Origin of the sequence: Dietzia natronolimnaea (assembly GCF_002289575.1) — a bacterium.
Taxonomy (GTDB): Bacteria; Actinomycetota; Actinomycetes; order Mycobacteriales; family Mycobacteriaceae; genus Dietzia; species Dietzia natronolimnaea_A.
Window position 1 is genome coordinate 147,447 of sequence record NZ_NTGA01000001.1, and the last position, 22,508, is coordinate 169,954.

Below are 22,508 nucleotides of genomic sequence, written 5' to 3' on the forward strand. Positions count from 1 at the left end.
CCGGTCGGGGGTGCGTCCCTCTCGGAGGCGCCCCGGGTCAGGATGGGCAGGCCACAGATCGGTCGACGGTGGTCGGGTCGGCGAGGAAGTCCGAGAGGGTCGACCGGGCGCACGCCGAGTGGAGCACCACCCGCGATCCGGGAGCGCCCCAGGTGAGAATCCGGATGTCGCCCGCCCCGGCGCCGGTCAGCATGCCCGCGGTGGGTTCCAGGGCGGCGGCGCCGGCGACGGGGTCCGCGATCCCTCCCATGAGGAGCACGGGCACGGTTCCGGGCAGCTCCACGGGCGTGCCTTGCGGGACGGGCCAGGTCGAACACGCTGAGAGCTGGGCGGCCAGGATCTCGCCGAAGGGTGGGGCGTCCGCCCACTCGGTGGCGAGCTCGGGTACTCGGTTGACCGGAACCCGCCTGGGCAGGTCCGAGCACTCCGCGACGTACGGCAGTGAGGAACTCCCCAACGCCTCTGCCCGGGCACGCACCAACGGCCCGGGAGCACCCACGCCGGGGTCCGTCCCCGCGATCTCACCGAGGATCTCGTCCCCGTCTGACGCCTGCTCGCCGGAGGCGCCGGACAGGTCGGCGAGTGCGGATCGGACCACGTCGGACAGGAGCGCGGCCGGCACGCGGGCCCCGGGATCTCTCGCGGCGTCGAGGGCGCGGGAGACGGCCTCGACCCTCTGCTCCCCGTCACCCGGGCCGCACTCGGGCCGAGTGCAGGACGCCGCCCACAGTCGCAACGCGGTATCGGAGCCGTCGAGCGCGGATCGTGCGGCGGTCTCCTGGTCGCCGTCCCACGGTGCGGGGGAGTCCAGGACCAGGAGCGACAACCGATCGGGGTGCGCCCCGGCGTAATCCAGGGCGGTGCGGGCGCCCGAGCCCAGGGCGAGCACCGCGAGCCCCGGCACATCCCACGACTGCCGCAGTTCCTCGAGATTCTCCGCCGCACCGGCGGCTCCGAAGTCGAGTTCCCGCCCGGTGAGCTGGTCCGTGCAGGACTGTGCGGTCTGCGCGAGGTCACCGCGGAGCTCCGGCGCCCCGGGGTCCGTACCCCGCTCGGCGAGTCCGTCCAGGGTGCGGCGCGCCGCCGGGGTCAGGCAGGTCCCGGCGGGCCCGGTGCGTCCGATGTGGTCGACGATCACCAGCGGATGCGATCGCACGATCTCGCCACCTGCCGAGGCGAGCCTGATCGCGAGCGAGTCGGCGGGATCACCGGGGCCGGCCACCACGACCAGGGGGGCCGCGTCCTGCGGGGTGTCCCCGGTGGTGAGGCGGAGGACCGGGGTCTCCCCGAGCAGCGCGCAGTCGACCCGGGTGTTCTGGGGAAGCCCTCGGGTCCCGCCCTCCGCACAGGGGATCCACTGGAGCTCGGATCGGGGCGTCTCCCAGCTGGGCGGGGTGATGAGTCCCGCTTCGCTGTCGGGAGCGGGGGCGCGACCGGGCCCGTCGCCGGTGGCCAGTCGCGGACCCGAGGCGGGTAGGGGAGCACACCCGGCCACGCCCACGGCCACGACTGCCGCGAGTGCGGTGATCACCGCGCCGGTGGAACGGGCGGCACGTCTCCCGGTCAACGGCTGGCCTCGCCGACAACCCAGCGGGTGTACAGGCCCCCCAGGGGGCAGGAGAACGCCGAGACGACGCGCATCGGGACCCGGGTGTAGCCATGCTCGTGCCCCGGGGTCAGAGTCGAGTCGTCGCCACCGACGATCGCCTCCGGCGCCACCGACAGGACGAGATCGTCCACGGCACCTTCCGCGAGAAGCTCCCCGAGGAGTCGGGGGCCACCCTCGAAGTCCACCTCGGCGGCGTGGAGGCGGGTTGCCAGCGCACGGACCGCGGCTCCGGTCGGGCCCGGGTCGAGAACATGGACCGTCACGCCCCGTGCCCGCGCGACCCCGACGAGCCGGGGGTCCGTCTCGTGCGCCGCCGCGATCTGCATCCTGTCGTCGGTGTCAGCGCAGAGGTCGATCAGCTCATCCGGAAGGGACCGGGTGAGTACCAGAATGATGGGCGCGGGCCCCGTCCGTCTGTCCGCCCAGACCGGGCTCACCTCGGCGGGGCCGTAGTCCTCGGCCACGGCCGTACCGGAACCCACCAGGACGAGATCGGCGCGGGCCCTCATGGCGTCGTAGACCAGGCGGTCGGTGGGCGTTCCCAGGCCCCCACTCCGGCCGTCGACGGTCGTGGTGCCGTCGACGGAGGCGATCATGACGGCACGGATCACCGGGGCCGCGGTAGGGCTCTCCGGCCGGAGCGCGGCCCAGATCGCGTCGAGCGACGCCGGGTCGTCGCCGATCGCTGGTGGTCGTGTCGACAGCACCTGGGGCTCCTTCCGTTCTTCACGTCTGTCGCCCCACGATAGGCTCATCGCATGGTCTCCCGCCTCGTTGACGTCACTCCAGTGGTCCCTGCCGACCAACTCGTGGCGCAGATGGTCCCGCCGTCGATGTTCGACGACGTGAGTTTCGATTCCTACATCCCCGACCCTGCCGAGCCCTCGCAGGAGGCCGCTGTCACCGCGTGTCGGCGATTCGCGGAGTCGGTGGTGGCCCGTCGCACCCCGAAGAAGGGACTGTTCGGGCGTCGGCCCAAGTCGGCGGAGGGTGCGGGGATCTACCTCGACGGTGGCTTCGGGGTGGGCAAGACCCACCTGTTGACCTCGATCTATCACACGTGTCCCGAACCGAAGGCGTTCGGCACGTTCGTCGAGCTCACGCACGTCGTGGGTGCATTGGGCTTCAACCGGGCGGTCGAGGAGCTGTCCGGGCACTCCGTCCTGTGCATCGACGAGTTCGAGCTCGACGATCCCGGTGACACCATGCTGGTGTCCCGGCTGCTCGCGGAACTCACGACGGCGGGGGTCAGCGTCGCCGCGACCTCTAACACCCTCCCCGAGCAGCTCGGAGAGGGGCGTTTCGCGGCCAAGGACTTCATGCGCGAGATCCGCAAGATGTCGGGGATCTTCGAGTCGATCCGGGTCGACGGCCCGGACTACCGGCATCGCAACCTGCCTCCGGCGCCGGACCCGATGTCCGACGAGGCACTCGAGTCGGACGCCGAGGCGGAACCCGGGGCGACGCTGGACGACTTCGACGCGCTCTGCGGGCACCTGGCCACCCTCCACCCGTCCAAGTACAACCGCCTCGTCGACGGGGTGACCAGGGTGTGCCTCCGGGACGTCGTCCCGCTGCCGGACCAGGCCATCGCACTGCGCCTGGTCGTCCTGGCGGACCGCCTCTACGACGCCGGTATCCCCGTCCGTAACTCGGGGCAGAAGCTGGACGCGATCTTCACCGAGGAGATGCTCGCCGGCGGCTACCGGAAGAAGTACCTCCGGGCCACGTCCCGGCTCCTCGCTCTGTCACGCTTCGAGACGGTCGGCGGCTGAGCCGGGCTCGAGAATGTCCGTACCGGCAGTCCACCCATCCGGCCCACCCTGGCCCATCGCTCACAGTGGTCGCTGGACCGGACGTTCCAGGACGACGTCGAGGTTCCGCACGCCCCCGACCATGAAGTCGCGGTGTCCCCGCCTCTCGAAACCGCTCCGGGCGTAGAAGGCGAGCGCTCTCGAGTTCGCCACGTTCGTCGCCAGCCACAGACTCCGCGCCCCGGAGTCCTGTGCGAGCCGTATCACCACGTCGAGGAGCCGACCGGCTTCGCCGCTGCCGTGCAGGCACGGGTGCAGATAGAATTTGCTGACCCCCACGGTCGGGCGGCTCGAGATCACCCGCGCGCAGGACTCGTCCATCGCGGTGCCCTCGATCAGCAGGGCGTAGGCCAGGACGTCGCCATCGGGCCCGACACCGGCGAGGAGTCGATGGGTCGGGTCTTCCAGGTACCCGCGGAACGAGGTGGGCCCGAGACTGTCGCGCACGAACGCCTCCACCGAGGCTCGGGGCAGGTCGGGCGGACACGCGAGCGGGAAGGTCAGCGCGGCCAGGGCCGAGAGGCCGTCGACATCGGTCGCCAGCGCCGGTCGGATCGTGAGCGTCATCGTCGACAAGGCTAGACCCCGCCCGGGTCACACCGGGAGCGCGTCCGCCAGGATTCCGACGGCCCGGATCTGCGCGACGCCACGGTGAAAGCACGACGCCCCGGCGGGGAACCGGGGCGTCGTGTCGTGGTGCGCGATACTGGGATTGAACCAGTGACCTCTTCCGTGTCAGGGAAGCGCTCTCCCGCTGAGCTAATCGCGCGGGACTCACCAACCGGATCGCTCCGGCGTGGAGGTGGAGACGGGAATCGAACCCGTGTTGACGGCTTTGCAGGCCGCTGCCTCACCACTCGGCCACTCCACCGAAAAGGTATCGAGCCCGGTGAGGACTCCTGGCTCCTCGATCCCTCCGAGCGGATGACGGGATTCGAACCCGCGACCCTCACCTTGGCAAGGTGATGCGCTACCAGCTGCGCCACATCCGCACTGCTCCCCGGCGTGCTGTTGCTCACCGCGTTGCGAGAATGAACATTAGCCGACGGCGATCTTGGAACACAAATCGGGGGATAAATACCGCTTCCCACCAGCGCCGACCATCCGTTCCGGCCGATCGCCACCCGGTACAGTCCGGAAGCAGGCCGCGCCCCGCCGCCACCCAGCCGCGGCGCCCACCACCGACGGCGGCCCCGAATTGGGGCCGCCGGATCGGCTTGCTACAGTGTTGCGGTGCCGATCGAGAGATCGGGCCACGTACGGTCCTATAGCTCAGTGGAAGAGCGCTCCGTTCACACCGGAGAGGTCACTGGTTCGAACCCAGTTAGGACCACACTTCGCCTACAGGTACAGCCCCCGCCCCGGTATCCGGGACACGGGGGCTGTATTCGTGTCCACCGACTCGGCGGCGGATGCCCTGTCCGGTACGTCTGCAGTGCGGTCTCGCTATGGCGTGTGCCGATCCACCAGGACGGGCAGACGACGTCTGACCAGATGTCTATGCGCATGGCGGCTACAACGGTTCGAGGCGGTCTGGGATCCCGGGAGCCGCCGGGTAGCATGAACCGGCCCAGGTCCGACACCGGAGTTGGGCGCCGCATCACGGGTGGCCGAGGGCCGCCCGTCGTCCACTGCCGAGGAGATCGCCCCCCGTGTCCGAGAACCGCATGCCGGAAGCCGACGTCGACGCAACGGATGCGGGCACCGTGACCACCACCGTCATTCCGGCGGGGGAGCCGGCGGGCAAGATCCTCGCCGAGCGGGAACTCCAGTCGAGGAGCGGCCCCGAGACCATCGTGGTGGTGCGCGACTCCACAGGTGCGCTCCGTGACCTGTCATGGGCGCCCAAGGCCGACACCGAGGTCGAGCTCGTCCGCGCCGACACCGAGGACGGCAGGTCCGTCATCAGGCACTCCTGTGCCCACGTCCTGGCGCAGGCCGTGCAGGACAGGTTCCCCGAGGCGAAGCTGGGAATCGGCCCGCCAATCGAGAACGGCTTCTACTACGACTTCGACGTGGCCGAACCGTTCACCCCCGAGGACCTCAAGGACCTCGAGAAGCGGATGAAGAAGATCGTCAAGTCGGGCCAGCGGTTCTCCCGGCGCGAGTACGCCTCGCTGGACGAGGCCCGCGCCGAGCTCGCGGGCGAGCCCTACAAGCTCGAGCTGGTCGAGGACAAGGGCCGCGCCGACTCCGGTGACGCAGGGGGCGCCGAGGCGCTCGCGGACGCGGAGATCATGGAGGTCGGGGCGGGAGCGCTGACCGCGTACGACAACCTCAATCCGCGGACCGGTGAGGTGATCTGGTCGGACCTGTGCCGGGGGCCCCACACGCCGACCACCAAGTTCATCCCCGCGTTCACCCTCACCCGTTCCTCCGCGGCGTACTGGCGCGGGGACCAGAAGAACGCCTGCCTCCAGCGCATCTACGGCACGGCGTGGGAGAGCACGGAGGCGATGGACGCCTACCTCGATCGCCTCGCCGAGGCGGAGAAGAGGGACCACCGCCGGCTGGGCACCGAGCTCGACCTGTTCAGCTTCCCGGACGAGATCGGTTCGGGGTTCCCGGTGTTCCACCCGCGCGGCGGGATCATCCGCAACGAGATGGAACAGCACTCCCTGCGCCGCCACCTCGCGGCCGGATACTCACTGGTCAACACGCCCCACGTGACCAAGGGGGACCTCTTCCGCAAGTCCCAGCACCTGAGCTGGTACTCGGAGGGGATGTTCCCCCCCATGGTGCTCGACGCGGAGTACGACGCCGAGGGCAACGAGACCAAGCCGGGCCAGGACTATTACGTCAAGCCCATGAACTGCCCCATGCACAACCTGGTCTTCGACTCCCGCGGCCGCTCGTACCGCGAACTACCACTGCGGATGTTCGAGTTCGGCACGGTCTACCGCTACGAGAAGTCCGGCGTCATCCACGGCCTCACCCGCGCACGTGGATTCACCCAGGACGACGCCCACATCTACTGCACCGAGGACCAGATGGAGGGCGAGATCGCCTCCGTCCTGTCCTTCATCATCTCGCTGCTGCGCGACTACGGACTCGAGGACTTCTACCTCGAGCTGTCCACCAAGGACCCCGAGAAGTACGTCGGGGGCGACGAGATCTGGGAGCGGGCCACCGAGACGCTCCGTCGGGTCGCCACCAACTCGGGCCTCGAACTGGTCCCGGACCCGGGCGGGGCGGCGTTCTACGGCCCCAAGATCTCGGTCCAGGCGCGGGATGCGATCGGCCGTACCTGGCAGATGTCCACCGTGCAGCTCGACTTCAACCTGCCCGAGCTGTTCGATCTCACCTACAACGCCGCCGACGGCACCAAGAAGCGTCCCGTCATGATCCACCGGGCCCTCTTCGGCTCGATCGAGCGGTTCTTCGCCGTCCTGCTCGAGCACTACGCGGGGATGTTCCCGGCGTGGCTGGCCCCCGTGCAGGTGGTCGGGATCCCCGTGGCGGAGGCCCACGAGAAGCACCTCGAGGACGTGATCGACGAGCTCCGGGGCCGGGGGATCCGCGCCGAGCTCGACCTGGCTGACGAGCGGATGCAGAAGAAGATCCGCACCCACACGACCGGCAAGGTGCCGTTCATGCTGCTGGCCGGCGACCGGGACGTGGAGGCGGGGGCGGTGAGCTTCCGGTTCCCCGACGGCACCCAATTGAACGGGGTCTCGCGAACCGCCGCGATGGACAAGATCGGCTACTGGATCAACTCGCGTCGCAATGACGTGCCCACCGCGGAGCGGGTGTGACGCCCCGGGAGCCGACCCGGTCGGAAGGCTACCGCCAGTACGGGGCGGGGGAGGACCGCCTCCAGCGGCTGTGGACCCCGTACCGCATGTCCTACATCGCGGAGTCGGCCCCCCCGCCCGTCGAGGGTATGACCGGGGAGCCGTTCCTCGACATCCCCCGGATGAGTGACGAGGACGGCCTGGTGGTCGCCCGCGGCGCGGCTGTCTATGTGGTGCTCAACCTGTACCCCTACAACCCGGGGCACGCCATGGTGGTGCCGTACCGCAAGGTGGCCGACCTGGAGGATCTCGACGACGACGAGTCGCGCGAACTCATGTCCTACACGCAGCACCTCATCCGGGTCATCAAAGCGGTCTCGCGTCCGGATTCCTTCAACGTGGGGCTCAATCTGGGGAGCGCCGCGGGGGGATCGCTGTCCGACCATCTCCACCAGCATGTCGTGCCGCGCTGGATCGGGGACGCCAACTTCATTACCGTGACCGGCGACACCAAGGTGCTGCCGCAACTGCTCCGCCAGACCCGACAGCTCCTGGCCGAGGCGTGGTCGACGGTGCCCGGTCCCGACCACACCTGATTCGGGGGAAGAGATGCTCAGCGAGTTCGGAAGGTCGGGCGTCACCAAGGTGGCGCACCCCTTCGCGGCGTTCCTGGTCCGGATCGGGGTCACGGCCAACGGCATCACCCTGACCGGGCTCATCCTGACCTGCGCGGCGGCTGTCGTCCTCTTCGGCAACGGCCATCTGGTCGCCGGGGCGATCGTGATCGCCCTGTGCACCCTGCTCGACCTGGTCGACGGCGCGGTCGCCCGGGCGGGAGACGGGGGGTCTCCGTACGGCGCACTGGTCGACGCGGTCTCGGACCGGGTGGCGGACGGCGTCATACTCGCCTCCCTGCTGTGGTGGCTCGTGGACGCGCACCCCGACGACAAGTACGCACTCGGCATGCTGCTGGCCTGCCTCGTGCTCTCGCAGGTGGTCTCCTATTCCAAGGCGCGTGCGGACGCCGGCGGTCTGCGCACGCCCGGTGGCCTCATGGAACGCGCCGACCGTCTGGTGTTGATCCTCCTCGGCGCCGGGCTGGAGGGACTGGGGGTGCCCTGGGCCCTCGCGGTCGCGCTCACGGTGGTGGCGGTCGGCAGCCTCGTCACCGTCATCCAACGGGTGTGGGGCGGGCGGGCCGACTACCTCGGGCGGCCCGACCGGCTCGGGTCACCGTCGGCGGGCGACCTGTGACCCGCACGGGCCAGCGCCTCTCGGACCTCGGATACGCCGCGGGGTGGGCTGTGGTCCGCGCGCTTCCCGAACCGGTGGCGCGAGCCCTGTTCCGGGCCGGCGCGGATCTCGCCGCCCGACGTCAGGGCGAGGACTCCCAACTACGCAGGAACCTGGCGCGGGTCCTCGGCGTCGAGCCGGCGCAGGTTCCGGACGACCTCGTCCGGGACTCCTTCCGGTCCTACGCCCGCTACTGGCGCGAGGCGTTCCGACTCCCGTCGATGGACCGCGAGGCGGTGGCCCGCGAGATGGATCGGACCATCGAGGGCGTCGAGCATCTCGATGCGGCACTCGCCGGGGGCCGCGGCGTGATCGTGGCCCTCCCGCACTCGGCCAACTGGGATCTCGGCGGGACCTGGTTGGCCCGCCGGTACGGCACCTTCGCGACGGTCGCGGAGAGGTTGGAGCCGGAATCGCTCTACCAGCGTTTCCTGGCGTACCGGGAGAGCCTGGGCTTCACCATCTATCCGCACACCGGTGGCCCGACGCCTCCGTTCGAGGCGCTGCGCGAGTTCCTCGCCCGGGGCGGGATCGTGTGCCTGCCCGGCGAGCGCGACCTGCGACACACCGGCGTCCCCGTCACCTTCTTCGGTGAGACCACCCGAATGCCCGCCGGGGCCGCCAGGCTCGCGGTCGAGACCGGGGCCCCGCTCCTGGTGGCGCAGTTCTGGTACCCCGACGAGGAGACGATGCGCGTGCGGATCACCCCGCCCGTGGACGTCTCCGGGGGCGTCGTGGCGGGCGTCCAGGCGATGGCCGACCTGTTCGCCGAGGGGATAGCCCGTCACCCGGCGGACTGGCACATGCTCCAACCCCTCTGGCTGGCCGACCTGTCCGCCGACCGTCGCGCACGGATCGAGGGTTGATCGACCCGTGCGCATCGGCATGATCTGCCCCTATTCCTTCGATGCGCCGGGGGGCGTCCAGGCGCATGTGGTGGACCTGACCGAGGAGCTGCGTCGGCGCGGCCACACGGTCCGGGTACTCGCTCCCGGTCGCGCCGAGAACGCCCCCGTCTCCGGCATGACGCTGACCGGCCCGGGGGTGCCGATCCCGTACAACGGGTCCGTGGCCCGGTTGAGCTTCGGCCCGGCGGCCTGGCGCGCGACCCGTCACTGGCTGCGTGACGAGCCGCTAGACGTGTTGCACATCCACGAGCCCAACGCCCCCGGGGTGGGGATGTTCGCCCTGGCCATGTCCTCCGGGCCCATCACGGCCACGTTCCACACGTCGACCACGGGGTCGATGATCCTCGGTGCGGCAGACGGGGCCCTCGCGCCACTGCTGGAGAAGATTCGCGGTCGGATCGCGGTCTCGACCCTGGCCCGGCGGTGGCAGATGGAGGCCCTGGGGTCCGGCGCGGTGGAGATCCCCAACGGGGTCGACGTATCGGCGTTCCGCGAGGTCGACGCCTCCGACGAGTACAGCGACTCACCCACGGTGGCCTTCCTCGGACGCTACGACGAACCGCGCAAGGGTATGGACGTGCTCGTCTCCGCGCTCCCGGACGTGCTGAGGGCCGTGCCCGGCCTCCGGTTGCGGATCATGGGTGACGGTGACGAACGGACCCTCCGCGCCCGGTTGCCGTCAGGCCTCGACGTGGAGTTCCTCGGCCGGGTAGACGACACCCGCAAGGCAGCGGTACTCGCGGCCGCGGACGTCTACTGCGCGCCCAACACCGGCGGCGAGAGCTTCGGGATCGTCCTGGTGGAGGCCATGGCCGCCGGGACCGCCGTGGTGGCCTCGGACCTCGACGCGTTCCGCCGTGTCCTGAGCGACGGGGAGTGCGGAGAACTCGCCCCCGTCGGGGATCCCGACGCGCTGGCCCGCGCCCTCATCCGTGTCCTCGGCGACCCCTCGCACCGCGCCGATCTGTGCGCCCGCGCGTCGGAGGCCGTCCGGGAGTTCGACTGGCCGGTCGTGGCCGAGCGCGTGATCCGCGTGTACGAGACCGTCCGCGCCCCCGGGGAGACGCTTCATGTCCGCTGAGGTCGTCCTCGTCGTCGTCGTACTGGCCCTCCTGCTGGTCGCCGCCCTGATCACCGCCTACGTCACCGCCCACCGTCTCGACCGGCTGCACATCCGGACGGATCTCGCCCGGGCGGCCCTGATCGGCGCGCTGGAGCGCCGCCACACGGTGACCGCGGCGATCATCGCCGAACTGGGGGGCAGGGACCCCGTGGCGGCCCAGCGTCTGTCGCACGCCCTCGTGCGGGCTCGGGCCCACCCCTCGGACACCGTCACCGGGACCGACCCCCGTCCGGAGCCGGCGCCGGACAGACCCGGGCGATCCGGTCGGGCCGGTCGGCCCGGTCAGGGGGAACGGCCCCCGGACGACAGTTCCCCGGCCGACGGTTCCCCGGACGCCGAACGGGCGGAGAACAGCCTCGGCACGCTGCTGGCGGGGCTGGACGTGGCCGCGCTCCCGACCGACCTCGCCGCGGAGCTCGAGGACGTGACCGACAGGGTGGCGATGGCCCGGAGTTTCTACAACGACGCGGTCCGCGACACGAGGAACCTGCGCGAGAAGGCCACCGTGAGAGCGCTCCGGCTGGCGGGACGCGCACCGATGCCCGACTACGTCGAACTCGTCGACCACCCACCTGCGGGAGGCTGACCCCGCACGGTGGGGCGGCGGTTGGGGAACCGAGGTCAGGGCGACCTACACTGGACGCCTACTACGAGTCATCGACGCCAGGAAAGGCCTATTTCGTGAGCGAGCCGCAGTCCACCGAGAACACCACCGGAACCGCACGCGTCAAGCGAGGTATGGCCGAGATGCTCAAGGGTGGCGTCATCATGGACGTCGTGACCGCCGAGCAGGCGAAGATCGCCGAGGACGCCGGCGCCGTGGCCGTCATGGCCCTCGAGCGCGTCCCCGCCGACATCCGCGCCCAGGGCGGGGTCGCGCGGATGAGCGACCCGGACCTCATCGACGGGATCATCGAGGCCGTCTCCATCCCCGTGATGGCCAAGGCACGCATCGGTCACTTCGTCGAGGCGCAGATCCTCCAGGCGCTCGGGGTCGACTACGTCGACGAGTCCGAGGTCCTCACGCCGGCCGACTACGCCAACCACATCGACAAGTTCGCGTTCACCGTCCCGTTCGTCTGCGGTGCGACCAATCTCGGTGAGGCGCTGCGCCGTATCACCGAGGGCGCGGCGATGATCCGGTCCAAGGGCGAGGCCGGCACGGGCGACGTCTCCAACGCCACCACCCACATGCGCAAGATCCGCCAGGAGATCCGCCGCCTGCAGAACCTGCCCGAGGACGAGCTCTACGTGGCGGCGAAGGAGCTCCAGGCGCCGTACGAGCTGGTCAAGGAGGTCGCGGAGAAGGGCAAGCTCCCCGTGGTGCTGTTCACCGCCGGCGGCATCGCCACCCCCGCCGACGCCGCGATGATGATGCAGCTCGGCGCCGAGGGCGTGTTCGTCGGGTCGGGCATCTTCAAGTCTGGCAATCCCTCCGAGCGCGCCAAGGCGATCGTCAAGGCGACCACCTTCCACGACGACCCCGAGACCCTGGCGAGCATCTCCCGCGGTCTGGGCGAGGCCATGGTGGGCATCAACGTCGACGACATCCCGGAGCCGCACCGGCTCGCCGAGCGGGGTTGGTGACCCGCCGGTGGCCAAGATCGAGGACATCCTCGCGATCGAGCGGATCGACCGCGACCTCTACCGCGGTCACGCGATCGAGACCCACCTGCAGCGCACCTTCGGCGGTCAGGTCGCCGGCCAGACACTGACCGCCGCGGTCAATACCGTCGACGACGACAAGCACGTCCATTCCCTCCACGGGTACTTCATCCGGCCGGGGGTCCCGTCGGCACCCACCGTGTTCCAGGTGGACCGGCTGCGGGACGGGAGGAGCTTCGCCACCCGGCGGGTCACCGCGATCCAGGAGGGTGAGCCGATCTTCTCGATGTCGGCCTCCTTCCACCTCCGCGACCAGGAGGGGATCGAGCACCAGGACCCGATCCCCGACGTGATCGACGCCGAGGAGATCCCCGCGCCCCGGTACGAGGACCTGGACGAGACCCACCGCGTCTTCGTCGACGAGTGGGCGCAGTGGGACATCCGGATGGTGCCGCGGGAGAGACTCCGCGGATCCTCGCAGATCGCCTCACAGCAGCGGGTGTGGTTCCGGTGCGTGGACGAGCTGCCGGACGACCCCAACTTCCATGTCTGCACCCTCGCCTACATGTCGGACATGACGCTGCTCAGCTCGGCGAAGGTCATCCATCCCGACGAACCGACCCAGGACGCCTCCCTCGATCACGCCATGTGGTTCCTGCGCCCGTTCCGTGCCGACGAGTGGCTGCTGTACGACCAGACGTCGCCGTCCGCCTTCGGGGGGCGGGCCCTCACGCAGGGCCGCATCTTCGACCGGACGGGGCGCCTGGTCGCGGCGGTCACCCAGGAGGGGCTGTCGCGACGGCTCCGGGAGGGTGCTCAGCCCTTCCCGGTCAACCTGTCGGGTGGCACCGGCTCGGACCGAGGGTGAGCGCCTCGCGCCGACCCCGGATCGGTGTGCTCGCCCTCCAGGGCGACGTCGCCGAGCACCTGCGGCACCTCGAGACCGTCGGCGCCGAGGCCGTCACGGTGCGCCGCCGGTCGGAACTGGACTCCGTGGACGGGCTGGTGCTCCCGGGCGGTGAATCGACCGCGATGAGCCGCCTGTTGGACGTGTACGACATGTACGCCCCGGTGTCGACGCGCATCGCGGACGGTATGCCCGTCTACGGATCGTGCGCGGGCATGATCCTGCTGGCGTCATTGGTGCTCGACACCCGCCCGGACGCGACCTGGTTCTCCGCCATCGACATGACGGTCCGTCGCAACGCCTTCGGCCGGCAGGTCGACTCCTTCGAGGCCGACCTCGTCATCGACGCCCTCGGCCCCGACCCGCTGCGTACCGTGTTCATCCGCGCACCCTGGGTGGAGAGCGTCGGACCGGACGTGGACGTCCTCGCGGGCGTCCGAGCGTCGGACGGCCGGGAACACGTGGTCGCCGTGCGCCAGGGCAACGCCCTGGCCACGTCGTTCCACCCCGAGGTCACCGACGACGTGCGCGTCCATCGGTACTTCCTCGACATGGTGAGGGCGGCGACCTCGTAGAGTGGGCCGTCAGCGGCACCTGTAAGTCACCCGGAGGTCATCCAGGCCTCATCCCCAGACACCCGGAGGGCGGAACTCCCCATGTCAGGCCATTCCAAGTGGGCCACCACCAAGCACAAGAAGGCGGCGATCGACGCCAAGCGCGGCAAGCTCTTCGCCAAGCTCGTCAAGAACATCGAGGTGGCGGCCCGCACCGGTGGTGGTGACCCCGACGGCAACCCGACCCTGTTCGACGCCATCCAGAAGGCCAAGAAGAACTCGGTCCCGGGCGACAACGTCGAGCGGGCGCGTCGGCGTGGTGCCGGCGAGGAGGCGGGTGGCGCCGACTGGGAGACCATCATGTACGAGGGCTACGGGCCCAACGGCGTGGCGATGCTCATCGAATGCCTGACGGACAACCGCAACCGCGCGGCGATGGAGGTCCGGACGGCCATGACCCGGGGCGGCGGCAACCTGGCCGACCCGGGTTCCGTGGCGTACCTCTTCACCCGGAAGGGCGAGATCATCCTGGACAAGGGCGATCTCGAGGAGGACGACGTCCTCATGGCGGTGCTCGACGCGGGGGCCGAGGAGGTCAATGACCTCGGTGACCGTTTCGAGGTCATCTGCGAGCCCACCGATCTCGTCCAGGTCCGGACGGCCCTCCAGGCCGCCGGGATCGACTACGACTCGGCCGAGTCGGCCTTCCGGGCCTCCGTCGAGGTGACGGTCGATGCCGAGGGGGCGGGGAAGATCTTCCGCCTCATCGACGCGCTCGAGGACTCGGACGACGTCCAGAACGTGTACTCGAACGTCGACGTACCGGACGACGTGCTGGCGTCGCTGGAGTCCTGACGACGCCACCGCTGGTACGCTATCGAACGTAGGTTCTACCACCGATCGGCGGAGGTTCGATGCGCGTCATGGGAGTGGACCCCGGGCTGACCCGGTGCGGTCTCGCGTTGATCGAGACCGCACCCGGCCGCGGCGTCACCGCCCTCGACGTGGATGTGGTGCGGACCAGAGCGGACGAACCCATCGAGCGCCGCCTGCGTGCGGTGCACGAGGTCGCCGACGAGTGGATGGACATCCACCGCCCTGACGTGGTGGCCATCGAGCGGGTCTTCGCCCAGAACCAGGTGTCCACCGCGATGGGCACGGCGCAGGCGGCCGGGGTCGTGGCCATGGCAGCGGCCTACCGGGACATCCCGGTGGCGTTCCACACCCCCTCCGAGGTCAAGGCGGCCGTCACCGGGAGCGGTCGCGCCGACAAGAAGCAGATGACACTCATGATCACCCGGATACTCGGCCTGCAGAAACCCCCGAGCCCGGCGGACGCCGCCGACGCGTTGGCGTTGGCCGTCTGCCACAGCTGGCGGGCGCCCATGCAGGGTCGGGTGGCCGCCCTCGACGCGCAGGTGTCGAGATCCCGCGCGGGCTTCGAGGCCAAGGTCGTCGAGGGCAGGGCGGCGGCGACCCGCACCGCCGGGGTCGGTCGGTCGCACGGCGGGACGAGTACCGCCGACCAGGAACGCGCGCGGGCGGCGGCACGGGGGATGGCTCGAACGAAGGGAGTGCGCTGGTGATCGCCTCGATCAGGGGGACGGTGGCCGAGATCGGTCTGGACCGCTGCGTGGTGGAGGCCGGCGGCGTCGGCGTGCTGGTCCATGCGACGCCGGCCGCGCTGGCCGGACTGCGCCGGGGTGCGGAGGGCACACTGCACACCGAGCTCGTGGTGCGTGAGGACTCGCTGACGCTCTACGGTTTCGACTCCGTGGACGCCCGTCGCCTCTTCTCGACGGTCCAGACGGTCTCCGGTGTGGGACCGCGTCTGGCCCTGGCGATCCTGGCCACTCTCGAACCCGACCAGCTGGTGAGAGCGCTGGGAACCGAGGACGTCGCGGCGCTCACCCGCGTCCCCGGGGTGGGCAAGCGCACCGCCGAGCGGATGGTGCTCGAGCTCAAGGACAAGGTCGGGCCCGTACACGACGCCGACAGCAGCGGCGCCGGGCCGGGCTCGTCCGCGGCCCCGGCGGCGACCGAGGTGGCCGGAGCGCTCGAGGGACTCGGCTTCTCGGCCACCGAGGCGGAGAAGACGGCGGCCGCCGTCCTGTCGAGCGACCCTGACCTGGGGCCGGCGGAGGCCCTGCGGCTGGCACTGCGGTCGCTCGGTAGGCGCTGATGACCGGGCCGTACCGCGATGCGGACGGAGACGAGACGGAGGTCGAGCTGTCCGCCGCGTCGACCCCCTTCGACTCCGATGTCGAGGGCGCCCTGCGTCCGCGGAACCTCGGGGAGTTCATCGGTCAGGAGACGGTCCGCGAGCAACTCGAACTCGTTCTCACCGCGGCGACCCGGCGCGGAGTGGTCCCGGACCACCTGCTGTTCTCCGGCCCACCGGGACTGGGAAAGACGAGCCTGGCGATGATCGTCGCGGCCGAGCTCGGGGGATCGCTCCGCATCACCTCCGGCCCCGCCCTGGAACGCCCGGGGGACCTCGCCGCCATGCTCTCCAACCTCATCGAGGGCGACGTCCTGTTCATCGACGAGATCCACCGGATCGCGCGTCCTGCTGAAGAGATGCTGTACCTCGCCATGGAGGACTTCCGGATCGACATCATGGTGGGCAAAGGGCCCGGCGCGACCTCCATCCCGCTGGAGATCGCCCCGTTCACACTGGTCGGTGCCACCACCCGGTCAGGTGCGCTCACCGGCCCGTTGCGCGATCGCTTCGGCTTCACGGCGCACATGGACTTCTATACGGACGAGGACCTGGCCCGCATCGTCTCCCGGGCGGCCGAGATCCTCGAGATCCCGGTGCAACCGGACGCGGCGATGGAGATCGCCGGGCGCTCCCGCGGCACACCGCGGATCGCTAACCGCCTGCTGCGCCGCGTCCGCGACTACGCCGAGGTCCGGGCGGACGGGCGGGTCACCGTTCCGGTTGCCCGCGCGGCGCTCCGGGTCTACGAGGTCGACGAGCTGGGCCTGGACAGACTGGACCGTGCGGTCCTGCGCGCGCTGCTCGTCCAGCACGAGGGCGGGCCGGTCGGACTGAGCACGCTCGCCGTGGCCGTGGGGGAGGAGGCGACGACCCTCGAGGAGGTCTGCGAACCGTTCCTGGTCCGTGCCGGCCTCCTCGCCCGCACGCCCCGTGGCCGGGTCGCCACCGCCGCGGCGTGGGAGCACCTCGGACTGCGCCGATCGGACAGGGATCCGATCGAACCGATGCTGCCGGTGGAGACGGAGACGGGACCCGGCCCGCGCGGATGACCACCCGGGTGGCATCCTCGGACGAGACCGGTCCGACGCCCGGACCCGACACCTTCGGACCCACCGACGGGTCCCGACACGAGAGGACCGCCATGGGACTGGAACTCCTGTTGCCACTCATGATCATCGCGCTCGTCGCGCTGATGTTCTTCCAGAGCTCCAAGCAGCGGAAGGCGATGAAGGAACTGCAGGAGATGCAGGCCTCACTCTCGGTCGGTGATCAGGTGCTCACCACCTCGGGGCTACACGCCACGGTCGTCACGGTCGGCGAGGAGACCCTGGTCCTGGAGATCGCCCCCGGGGTCCGGACGCAGTGGGACCGTCGGGTGATCCGCGAGAAGCTCGACCCCGGCACGACCCCGGGTTCGGCCCCCGGCTCGACCACCGGTGAAGACGGCGCTGATTCCGGACGAGGGGCTACCGGCGAGTAGTGTGATGGGGCCGTCCAGCCGGAGGCCCCTGCAGAAGACCGAGAGAGATCACCCGTGTCACCAGTCCGTTCTCGGCGTGTAGACGCCCGCCCCAGGCCCTGGGCGCTGCTGTCCTCTTTCTGCTTGGTGCTTTTCATCCTCTTCCTCGCGGCGTTCGCCGTCGCTGACCGGGGACTCGCACCCAAGCTCGGCATCGACCTGCAGGGCGGTACCCGGGTCACGTTGATCCCCATCGGGCAGCCGGACGAGCAGGACCTGCGTCTGGCCCAGGACATCATCCGCGATCGGGTGGATGGTCTCGGTGTGGCCGGGACCTCGGTGGTCATCGAGGGCAGCAACATCGTCCTCACGGTCCCCGGCGAGGACTCGAGCCAGGCCCGGGACCTCGGGACCACCTCGCAGCTGACGATCCGGCCGGTGCTCGAGGTCCAGCCGGTGGCAGAAGGCGACGTGGAGCCCGTCGATGCCGCGGTCGGTGACCGCGAGGCGGTCGCCCAGGCTGTCGAGGAGGCCCTCGAGGTACGGCAGGGCGACCCCCAGGAACTCATCCAGCGCCTGCCGGAGTTCCGGTGCCCCGAGAGGGAGATCACCGCGGGATTCGAGGATCAGTCCCAGGCGTTGATCGCGTGCGGAGAGGGCGCGAAATACGTTCTCGGCCCAGTGCCGTTGCTGGTCGGCGAACCGGAGGACGGCGAGCGCCTCGACGGCCAACAGATCGTCAAGGACTCGGTGAGCTCCGGCTTCAGCCAGCAGGCCGGTCAGAACGAGGTGTCGTTCCGGTTCAACGCCGGACCCGGACAGCAGGGCAGCGCCACCTGGTCGCGACTGACCCAGGAGTACCTGCAGCGCCAGATCGCCATCCTCCTCGACGGCGAGGTGATCAGTGCCCCGGTGGTCCAGGGGGTCACCCCGGTCGGGTCGGCCACGTCGATCACCGGCAGTTTCACCATGGACGAGGCGGCGACGCTCGCCGGGAACCTCCGGTTCGGCGCGCTGCCGATCTCGTTCGAGGACCCGAACGTCGACAACGTGCCGGCCTCGCTGGGCCTTGCCTCGCTCGAGGCCGGCCTGCTCGCCGGCGCGATCGGTTTCCTGCTGGTGCTGGTGTACACGGTGCTGTACTACCGGTTGCTCGGCGTGATCGCGTTCTTCTCCCTCGTGGTCTCGTTCCTCGTCACCTATGTGATGCTCGTGTTCCTCGGGTACACGGTGGACTACAGCCTCGATCTGGCCGGGGTGGCCGGGCTGATCATCGGCATCGGCATGACCGCGGACTCCTACGTCGTGTTCTTCGAGAGGATCAAGGACGAGCTCCGCGACGGTCACCGGTTCAGATCCTCGGTACCCAGAGCGTGGAAGAGCGCGAGTCGCACCATCATCACCGGCAACGTGGTCAGTCTGATCGGCGCCGTGGTGCTGTACCTGCTGGCCACCGGAGAGGTCCGTGGCTTCGCCTTCACCCTGGCACTGAGCACCGTCATGGACGTCCTCGTCGCCTTCACCGTCCTGTGGCCGCTGGTCTACCTGGCCTCGACCAAACCGCTGTTCACCAAGCCGTGGGCCAACGGCCTCGGCCGGATGGAGTCCCTGCGGGCCGACTCCGCCGAGCGACGCCGGCTCGAGCAGGACGCCGAGAAGGCCGGCGCCGAACCGGGGCCCGACGGGGGCCGTGGGGTGTCTGCGACCGTCCGGGGTCCTGATGGGCGACCCACCGATCCGGGGCCGGCGTCCCCGGGCGTGACGATGATTCTGCCGCGCCGCGACGACTCCGAGGAGGAGGGCCGATGAGCGCCCCGGGAACGATCGACACCGACGGCACGGCGGGTCCGGACCAGCCGGAGAGCCTGTTCAACCGTCTCTACACGGGGACCGGCGCGTTCCCGATCGTGCAGCGCCGCCGCCTGTACTTCCTCCTGACCGGGGCGATCGTCGCGATCTGCCTGGCGAGCATCATCTTCCGGGGGTTCACCTTCGGCATCGACTTCACCGGCGGCACCAAGTTGACGATGCCGGCAGGGGATGCGGACACCGGCCGGGTGGCCACCGTCGTCGAGGAGACTCTCGGTCAGGAGCCCCAGACGGTCCAGATCGTGGGCGCCGGCAACGCGCGCATCGTCGAGGTGGAGACCGGCTTCCTCACCAGTGACGAGATCTACGCGACCAAACTCGCGCTCGTCGAGGAGTTCCAGCCCGTCGCGGCGAGCGGCGAGGTCTCGATCGAGGCCGTCGGCGACTCCGCGCGCAGCGAGAGCTGGGGTGGACAGGTCACCCAGCAGATGATCATCGCCCTGGTGGTCTTCATCGTCATCGTGTTCGGCTACATGGCGCTGCGCTTCGAGTGGCGGATGTCGGTGGCCGGCGTCGTCGCGCTCTTCTTCGACGTCATCACCACGGCGGGCGTCTATTCGCTACTCGGATTCGAGGTCTCACCCGCCACGGTCATCGGCCTGCTCACCATTCTCGGTTTCTCCCTCTATGACACGGTCATCGTGTTCGACAAGGTGGACGAGAACACCCGCGGCAGCAAACACTCCTCGAGCAGCACCTACGCCGAAGAGGCGAACCTCGCGGTCAACCAGACGCTCATGCGATCGATCCACACCACCACCATCGGCATCCTCCCGTTGCTGGCGCTGCTGGTGGTCGCGGTGTGGATCCTCGGGGTGGGCACGCTGCTCGACCTCGCCATCGTCCAGGTGGTCGGCATCATCACGGGCACGTTCTCGTCGATCTTCCTCGCGACCCCGCTGCTGGTGTGGCTCAAGGAGTTCGACCCCGCCACCAAGCGCCAGACCGCCAAGGTCCTGGCCCGCCGGGAGAAGGCCGGGGCCACCGCATGAGGGACCACGGGACCTCGGGGGTCTCCCCGGGGGTCGTGGCCGCCGTCGAGCGCCTGATGCGCCGGGTCGAGGACTTCCCGGTGGCCGGCGTCCAGTTCTGCGACCTCACCCCCGTGCTGGCCGACCCCGAGGGTTTCGACGCCGTGGTGGCAGGCCTCGCCGCAGGCCACGAGATCGGGTCGGTGGACTACGTGGCAGGGCTGGACGCGCGTGGCTTCCTGCTCGCCGGGGCGGTCGCGCTGCGGCTGCAGACGGGTGTGCTGGCCATCCGTAAGGCGGGCAAACTCCCACCACCGGTGCACTCGCGCTCCTACGAACTCGAGTACGGGGCGGCGACGCTCGAACTCCCCGCCGACGGCCTCGACCTCAGCGGCACGCGAATCCTGGTGGTGGACGACGTCCTGGCCACCGGCGGCACTCTCGGAGCGGCCGTCGGGCTCCTCGACGACTGTGGCGCCGTGGTGACGGGCCTGTCGGTGGTGCTCGAAGTTCCCGGACTGGGGGGTAGGGATAGACTGTCCGGCACACCGCTGACCTGCCTCACGGTCGCGTGACCACCGCCCGTCGTTGACGGACCGGACATGGAGGGAGAAGCCGGAATGACCGATCGGCAGGATCCCACCGCGAACCTCGGAACCGGCCCCCAGCCCGCACCCGCGGAGCAGACCCGGTCCACCACCCAGCCCAACCCCCAGCCCAACACCCAGCCGCTCCCGGTGATCCCGGGCGCCCGCCCGTCCGCCGGCCGGCGTGTCCGGGCCAGATGGGCTCGGCGCCTCACCTCGGGGTTGACGGTGACGTCCACTCCCGCCGTCCTGGAACCCCTGGTGCGGGTGCACCGTATCCACCACGCCAAAGCCGACGTGGCGCTGCTCTCGCGTGCCTACGCACTCGCCGAACGCCAGCACGAGGGCGTGTTCCGCAAGTCCGGCGACCCCTACATCACCCATCCACTGGCGGTGGCGACCATCTGCGCCGAGATGGGCATGGACACCACCACCCTCGTGGCAGCGCTGTTGCACGACACCGTGGAGGACACCGACTACTCACTCGACTCCCTGGCCTCGGATTTCGGTGACGAGGTCGCACATCTCTTGAACGGGGTCACGAAGCTGGAAAAGGTCGACTTCGGCGAGGCGGCCGAGGCGGAGACGATCCGCAAGATGATCATCGCGATGGCGCATGATCCGCGGGTGCTGGTGATCAAGGTCGCCGATCGCCTGCACAACATGCGGACCATGCGGTTCCTGCCACCGGAGAAGCAGGTCAAGAAGGCCCGCGAGACCCTCGAGGTGATCGCTCCTCTGGCCCACCGCCTCGGTATGGCCACCGTGAAGTGGGAACTCGAGGATCTGGCGTTCGCGATCCTGGAGCCCAAGAAGTACCAGGAGATCGTGCGACTGGTCGCCGACCGGGCGCCGAGCCGGGACGTCTACCTGGGGACGGTGATCACCCGGGTCAGGACCGAGCTGGAGAACGCCCACATCCAGGCCCGGGTCGAAGGCCGACCCAAGCACTACTGGTCGATCTACCAGAAGATGATCGTCCGGGGACGCGAGTTCGACGAGATCCACGACCTGGTGGGCATCCGCGTGCTGTGTGAGGACGTCCGGGACTGCTACGCCGCGATCGGCGTGGTGCATTCCGCGTGGAAGCCGATGCCGGGGAGATTCAAGGACTACATCGCCCAGCCCCGTTTCGGCGTCTACCGCTCACTGCACACCACCGTGATCGGACCCGACGGCAAGCCGTTGGAGATCCAGATCCGGACCCACGAGATGCACCGGAACGCCGAGTACGGGATCGCGGCGCACTGGCGGTACAAGGAGACCCGCGGCAAGCACCACGGCGATCCCGCCGAGGTGGACGAGATGGCGTGGATGCGCCAACTGTTGAGCTGGCAGCGGGAAGCCGCGGATCCGGGGGAGTTCCTGGACTCGCTCCGTTTCGAGATGACCAGCAAGGAGATCTTCGTCTTCACGCCCAAGGGCGACGTGATCAACCTGCCCGTCGGTGCGACACCGGTGGATTTCGCCTACGCCGTCCACACCGAGGTCGGTCACCGGTGTATCGGTGCGCGCGTCAACGGCAAGCTCGTCGCGCTCGAGAGGCCCCTGGAGAACGGCGAGGTCGTCGAGGTCTTCACCTCCAAGGACCCCAACGCCGGCCCCAGTCTGGACTGGCAGAAGTTCGTCGTGTCCGGCAGGGCCAAGAGCTCGATCCGCCAGTGGTTCGCCAAGGAGCGGCGCGAGGAGGCCCTCGAACGTGGCAAGGACCTCATCACCCGGGAGGTACGCCGAGGCGGAGTGCCGGTCCACCGGGTCTTCTCCAATGAGTCACTGGCCGGCGTCGCACGTGAATTGGGCTACGCCGACGTCACCGCGCTCTACACGGCGATCGGGGAGAACCACGTCTCC

The 22,508-nt window shown here is 69.8% G+C and carries 22 protein-coding genes and 4 tRNA genes; 20 read left to right on the top strand and 6 right to left on the bottom strand.

Annotated elements, in window-relative coordinates; translation table 11 throughout:
* Nucleotides 1–37: 37 nt before the first annotated feature.
* Nucleotides 38–1,567: an alpha/beta hydrolase gene (locus CEY15_RS00705; RefSeq protein WP_245847046.1), complete on the bottom strand. Its 1,530-nt coding sequence runs from the start codon at nt 1,565–1,567 to the stop codon at nt 38–40.
* Nucleotides 1,564–2,316 (bottom strand): dihydrofolate reductase family protein, encoded by a 753-nt coding sequence (locus tag CEY15_RS00710; RefSeq protein ID WP_095716853.1) that lies wholly within the window; start codon nt 2,314–2,316, stop codon nt 1,564–1,566. Before CEY15_RS00710 ends, CEY15_RS00705 begins: the two co-directional genes overlap by 4 nt.
* Nucleotides 2,317–2,367: 51 nt before the next feature.
* On the opposite strand from CEY15_RS00710, the gene zapE reads away from it, so the two are divergent.
* A complete protein-coding gene (gene zapE / locus CEY15_RS00715; protein ID WP_095716854.1) occupies nt 2,368–3,384 on the top strand; it encodes a cell division protein ZapE in 1,017 nt (338 codons plus the stop codon).
* 60 nt (nt 3,385–3,444) lie between these two features.
* Here zapE and CEY15_RS00720 read toward each other — a convergent pair whose 3' ends face one another.
* The 4 genes from CEY15_RS00720 to CEY15_RS00735 form a co-directional block, all read right to left on the bottom strand.
* Nucleotides 3,445–3,990: a GNAT family N-acetyltransferase gene (locus CEY15_RS00720; protein WP_095716855.1), complete on the bottom strand. Its 546-nt coding sequence runs from the start codon at nt 3,988–3,990 to the stop codon at nt 3,445–3,447.
* Between the two features lie 127 nt (nt 3,991–4,117).
* Nucleotides 4,118–4,192, bottom strand: a tRNA-Val gene (locus tag CEY15_RS00725).
* Nucleotides 4,193–4,220: 28 nt separating this feature from the next.
* A tRNA-Cys gene (locus CEY15_RS00730) sits at nt 4,221–4,294 on the bottom strand.
* A gap of 48 nt (nt 4,295–4,342) precedes the next feature.
* Nucleotides 4,343–4,415, bottom strand: a tRNA-Gly gene (locus CEY15_RS00735).
* A gap of 269 nt (nt 4,416–4,684) precedes the next feature.
* Between CEY15_RS00735 and CEY15_RS00740 the strand changes: the two genes are divergently transcribed.
* The 19 genes from CEY15_RS00740 to CEY15_RS00830 all read left to right on the top strand — a co-directional run.
* Nucleotides 4,685–4,756: transfer RNA gene (locus CEY15_RS00740), tRNA-Val, on the top strand.
* A gap of 334 nt (nt 4,757–5,090) precedes the next feature.
* Nucleotides 5,091–7,178, top strand: coding sequence for a threonine--tRNA ligase (gene thrS / locus CEY15_RS00745; RefSeq protein ID WP_095716879.1), 2,088 nt, complete (start codon nt 5,091–5,093; stop codon nt 7,176–7,178).
* Nucleotides 7,175–7,753 carry an HIT family protein gene (locus CEY15_RS00750; RefSeq protein WP_095716856.1) on the top strand — a complete coding sequence of 193 codons (579 nt, stop codon included), beginning with the start codon at nt 7,175–7,177 and terminating at the stop codon, nt 7,751–7,753. The genes thrS and CEY15_RS00750 overlap by 4 nt, the downstream gene beginning before the upstream one ends.
* A gap of 13 nt (nt 7,754–7,766) precedes the next feature.
* Nucleotides 7,767–8,411, top strand: coding sequence for a phosphatidylinositol phosphate synthase (gene pgsA, locus CEY15_RS00755; RefSeq protein ID WP_095716857.1), 645 nt, complete (start codon nt 7,767–7,769; stop codon nt 8,409–8,411).
* Nucleotides 8,408–9,316: a phosphatidylinositol mannoside acyltransferase gene (locus tag CEY15_RS00760; protein ID WP_095716858.1), complete on the top strand. Its 909-nt coding sequence runs from the start codon at nt 8,408–8,410 to the stop codon at nt 9,314–9,316. The genes pgsA and CEY15_RS00760 overlap by 4 nt, the downstream gene beginning before the upstream one ends.
* A 7-nt stretch (nt 9,317–9,323) precedes the next feature.
* A complete protein-coding gene (locus CEY15_RS00765; RefSeq protein WP_095716859.1) occupies nt 9,324–10,439 on the top strand; it encodes a glycosyltransferase family 4 protein in 1,116 nt (371 codons plus the stop codon).
* Nucleotides 10,429–11,067 carry an NUDIX hydrolase gene (locus tag CEY15_RS00770; protein ID WP_095716860.1) on the top strand — a complete coding sequence of 213 codons (639 nt, stop codon included), beginning with the start codon at nt 10,429–10,431 and terminating at the stop codon, nt 11,065–11,067. The genes CEY15_RS00765 and CEY15_RS00770 overlap by 11 nt, the downstream gene beginning before the upstream one ends.
* Before the next feature lie 95 nt (nt 11,068–11,162).
* On the top strand, nt 11,163–12,068 hold the full coding sequence (gene pdxS, locus CEY15_RS00775; RefSeq protein ID WP_017836881.1) for a pyridoxal 5'-phosphate synthase lyase subunit PdxS: 906 nt from the start codon (nt 11,163–11,165) through the stop codon (nt 12,066–12,068).
* 7 nt (nt 12,069–12,075) lie between these two features.
* The gene (locus CEY15_RS00780) at nt 12,076–12,954 is read left to right on the top strand and encodes an acyl-CoA thioesterase (protein ID WP_095716861.1); all 879 of its coding nucleotides are present in this window, start codon (nt 12,076–12,078) and stop codon (nt 12,952–12,954) included.
* Nucleotides 12,951–13,568, top strand: a complete 618-nt coding sequence (gene pdxT, locus CEY15_RS00785; RefSeq protein WP_017836879.1) for a pyridoxal 5'-phosphate synthase glutaminase subunit PdxT — start codon at nt 12,951–12,953, stop codon at nt 13,566–13,568. The genes CEY15_RS00780 and pdxT overlap by 4 nt, the downstream gene beginning before the upstream one ends.
* An 81-nt stretch (nt 13,569–13,649) precedes the next feature.
* On the top strand, nt 13,650–14,402 hold the full coding sequence (locus tag CEY15_RS00790) for a YebC/PmpR family DNA-binding transcriptional regulator (protein ID WP_017836878.1): 753 nt from the start codon (nt 13,650–13,652) through the stop codon (nt 14,400–14,402).
* Between the two features lie 59 nt (nt 14,403–14,461).
* On the top strand, nt 14,462–15,133 hold the full coding sequence (locus CEY15_RS00795) for a crossover junction endodeoxyribonuclease RuvC (RefSeq protein ID WP_017836877.1): 672 nt from the start codon (nt 14,462–14,464) through the stop codon (nt 15,131–15,133).
* Nucleotides 15,130–15,729, top strand: coding sequence for a Holliday junction branch migration protein RuvA (gene ruvA, locus CEY15_RS00800; RefSeq protein WP_095716862.1), 600 nt, complete (start codon nt 15,130–15,132; stop codon nt 15,727–15,729). Before CEY15_RS00795 ends, ruvA begins: the two co-directional genes overlap by 4 nt.
* Nucleotides 15,729–16,820: a Holliday junction branch migration DNA helicase RuvB gene (gene ruvB, locus CEY15_RS00805; RefSeq protein WP_095716863.1), complete on the top strand. Its 1,092-nt coding sequence runs from the start codon at nt 15,729–15,731 to the stop codon at nt 16,818–16,820. Before ruvA ends, ruvB begins: the two co-directional genes overlap by 1 nt.
* Nucleotides 16,817–17,251 carry a preprotein translocase subunit YajC gene (yajC, locus tag CEY15_RS00810; protein WP_245847048.1) on the top strand — a complete coding sequence of 145 codons (435 nt, stop codon included), beginning with the start codon at nt 16,817–16,819 and terminating at the stop codon, nt 17,249–17,251. The genes ruvB and yajC overlap by 4 nt, the downstream gene beginning before the upstream one ends.
* A 126-nt stretch (nt 17,252–17,377) precedes the next feature.
* A complete protein-coding gene (secD, locus tag CEY15_RS00815; protein WP_095716864.1) occupies nt 17,378–19,039 on the top strand; it encodes a protein translocase subunit SecD in 1,662 nt (553 codons plus the stop codon).
* Nucleotides 19,036–20,091, top strand: coding sequence for a protein translocase subunit SecF (secF, locus tag CEY15_RS00820; RefSeq protein WP_095716865.1), 1,056 nt, complete (start codon nt 19,036–19,038; stop codon nt 20,089–20,091). Before secD ends, secF begins: the two co-directional genes overlap by 4 nt.
* Nucleotides 20,088–20,645 carry an adenine phosphoribosyltransferase gene (locus CEY15_RS00825; RefSeq protein ID WP_017836871.1) on the top strand — a complete coding sequence of 186 codons (558 nt, stop codon included), beginning with the start codon at nt 20,088–20,090 and terminating at the stop codon, nt 20,643–20,645. The genes secF and CEY15_RS00825 overlap by 4 nt, the downstream gene beginning before the upstream one ends.
* Nucleotides 20,646–20,690: 45 nt before the next feature.
* On the top strand, nt 20,691–22,508 hold a 1,818-nt coding region (locus CEY15_RS00830), incomplete at its 3' end, for a RelA/SpoT family protein (RefSeq protein ID WP_095716866.1).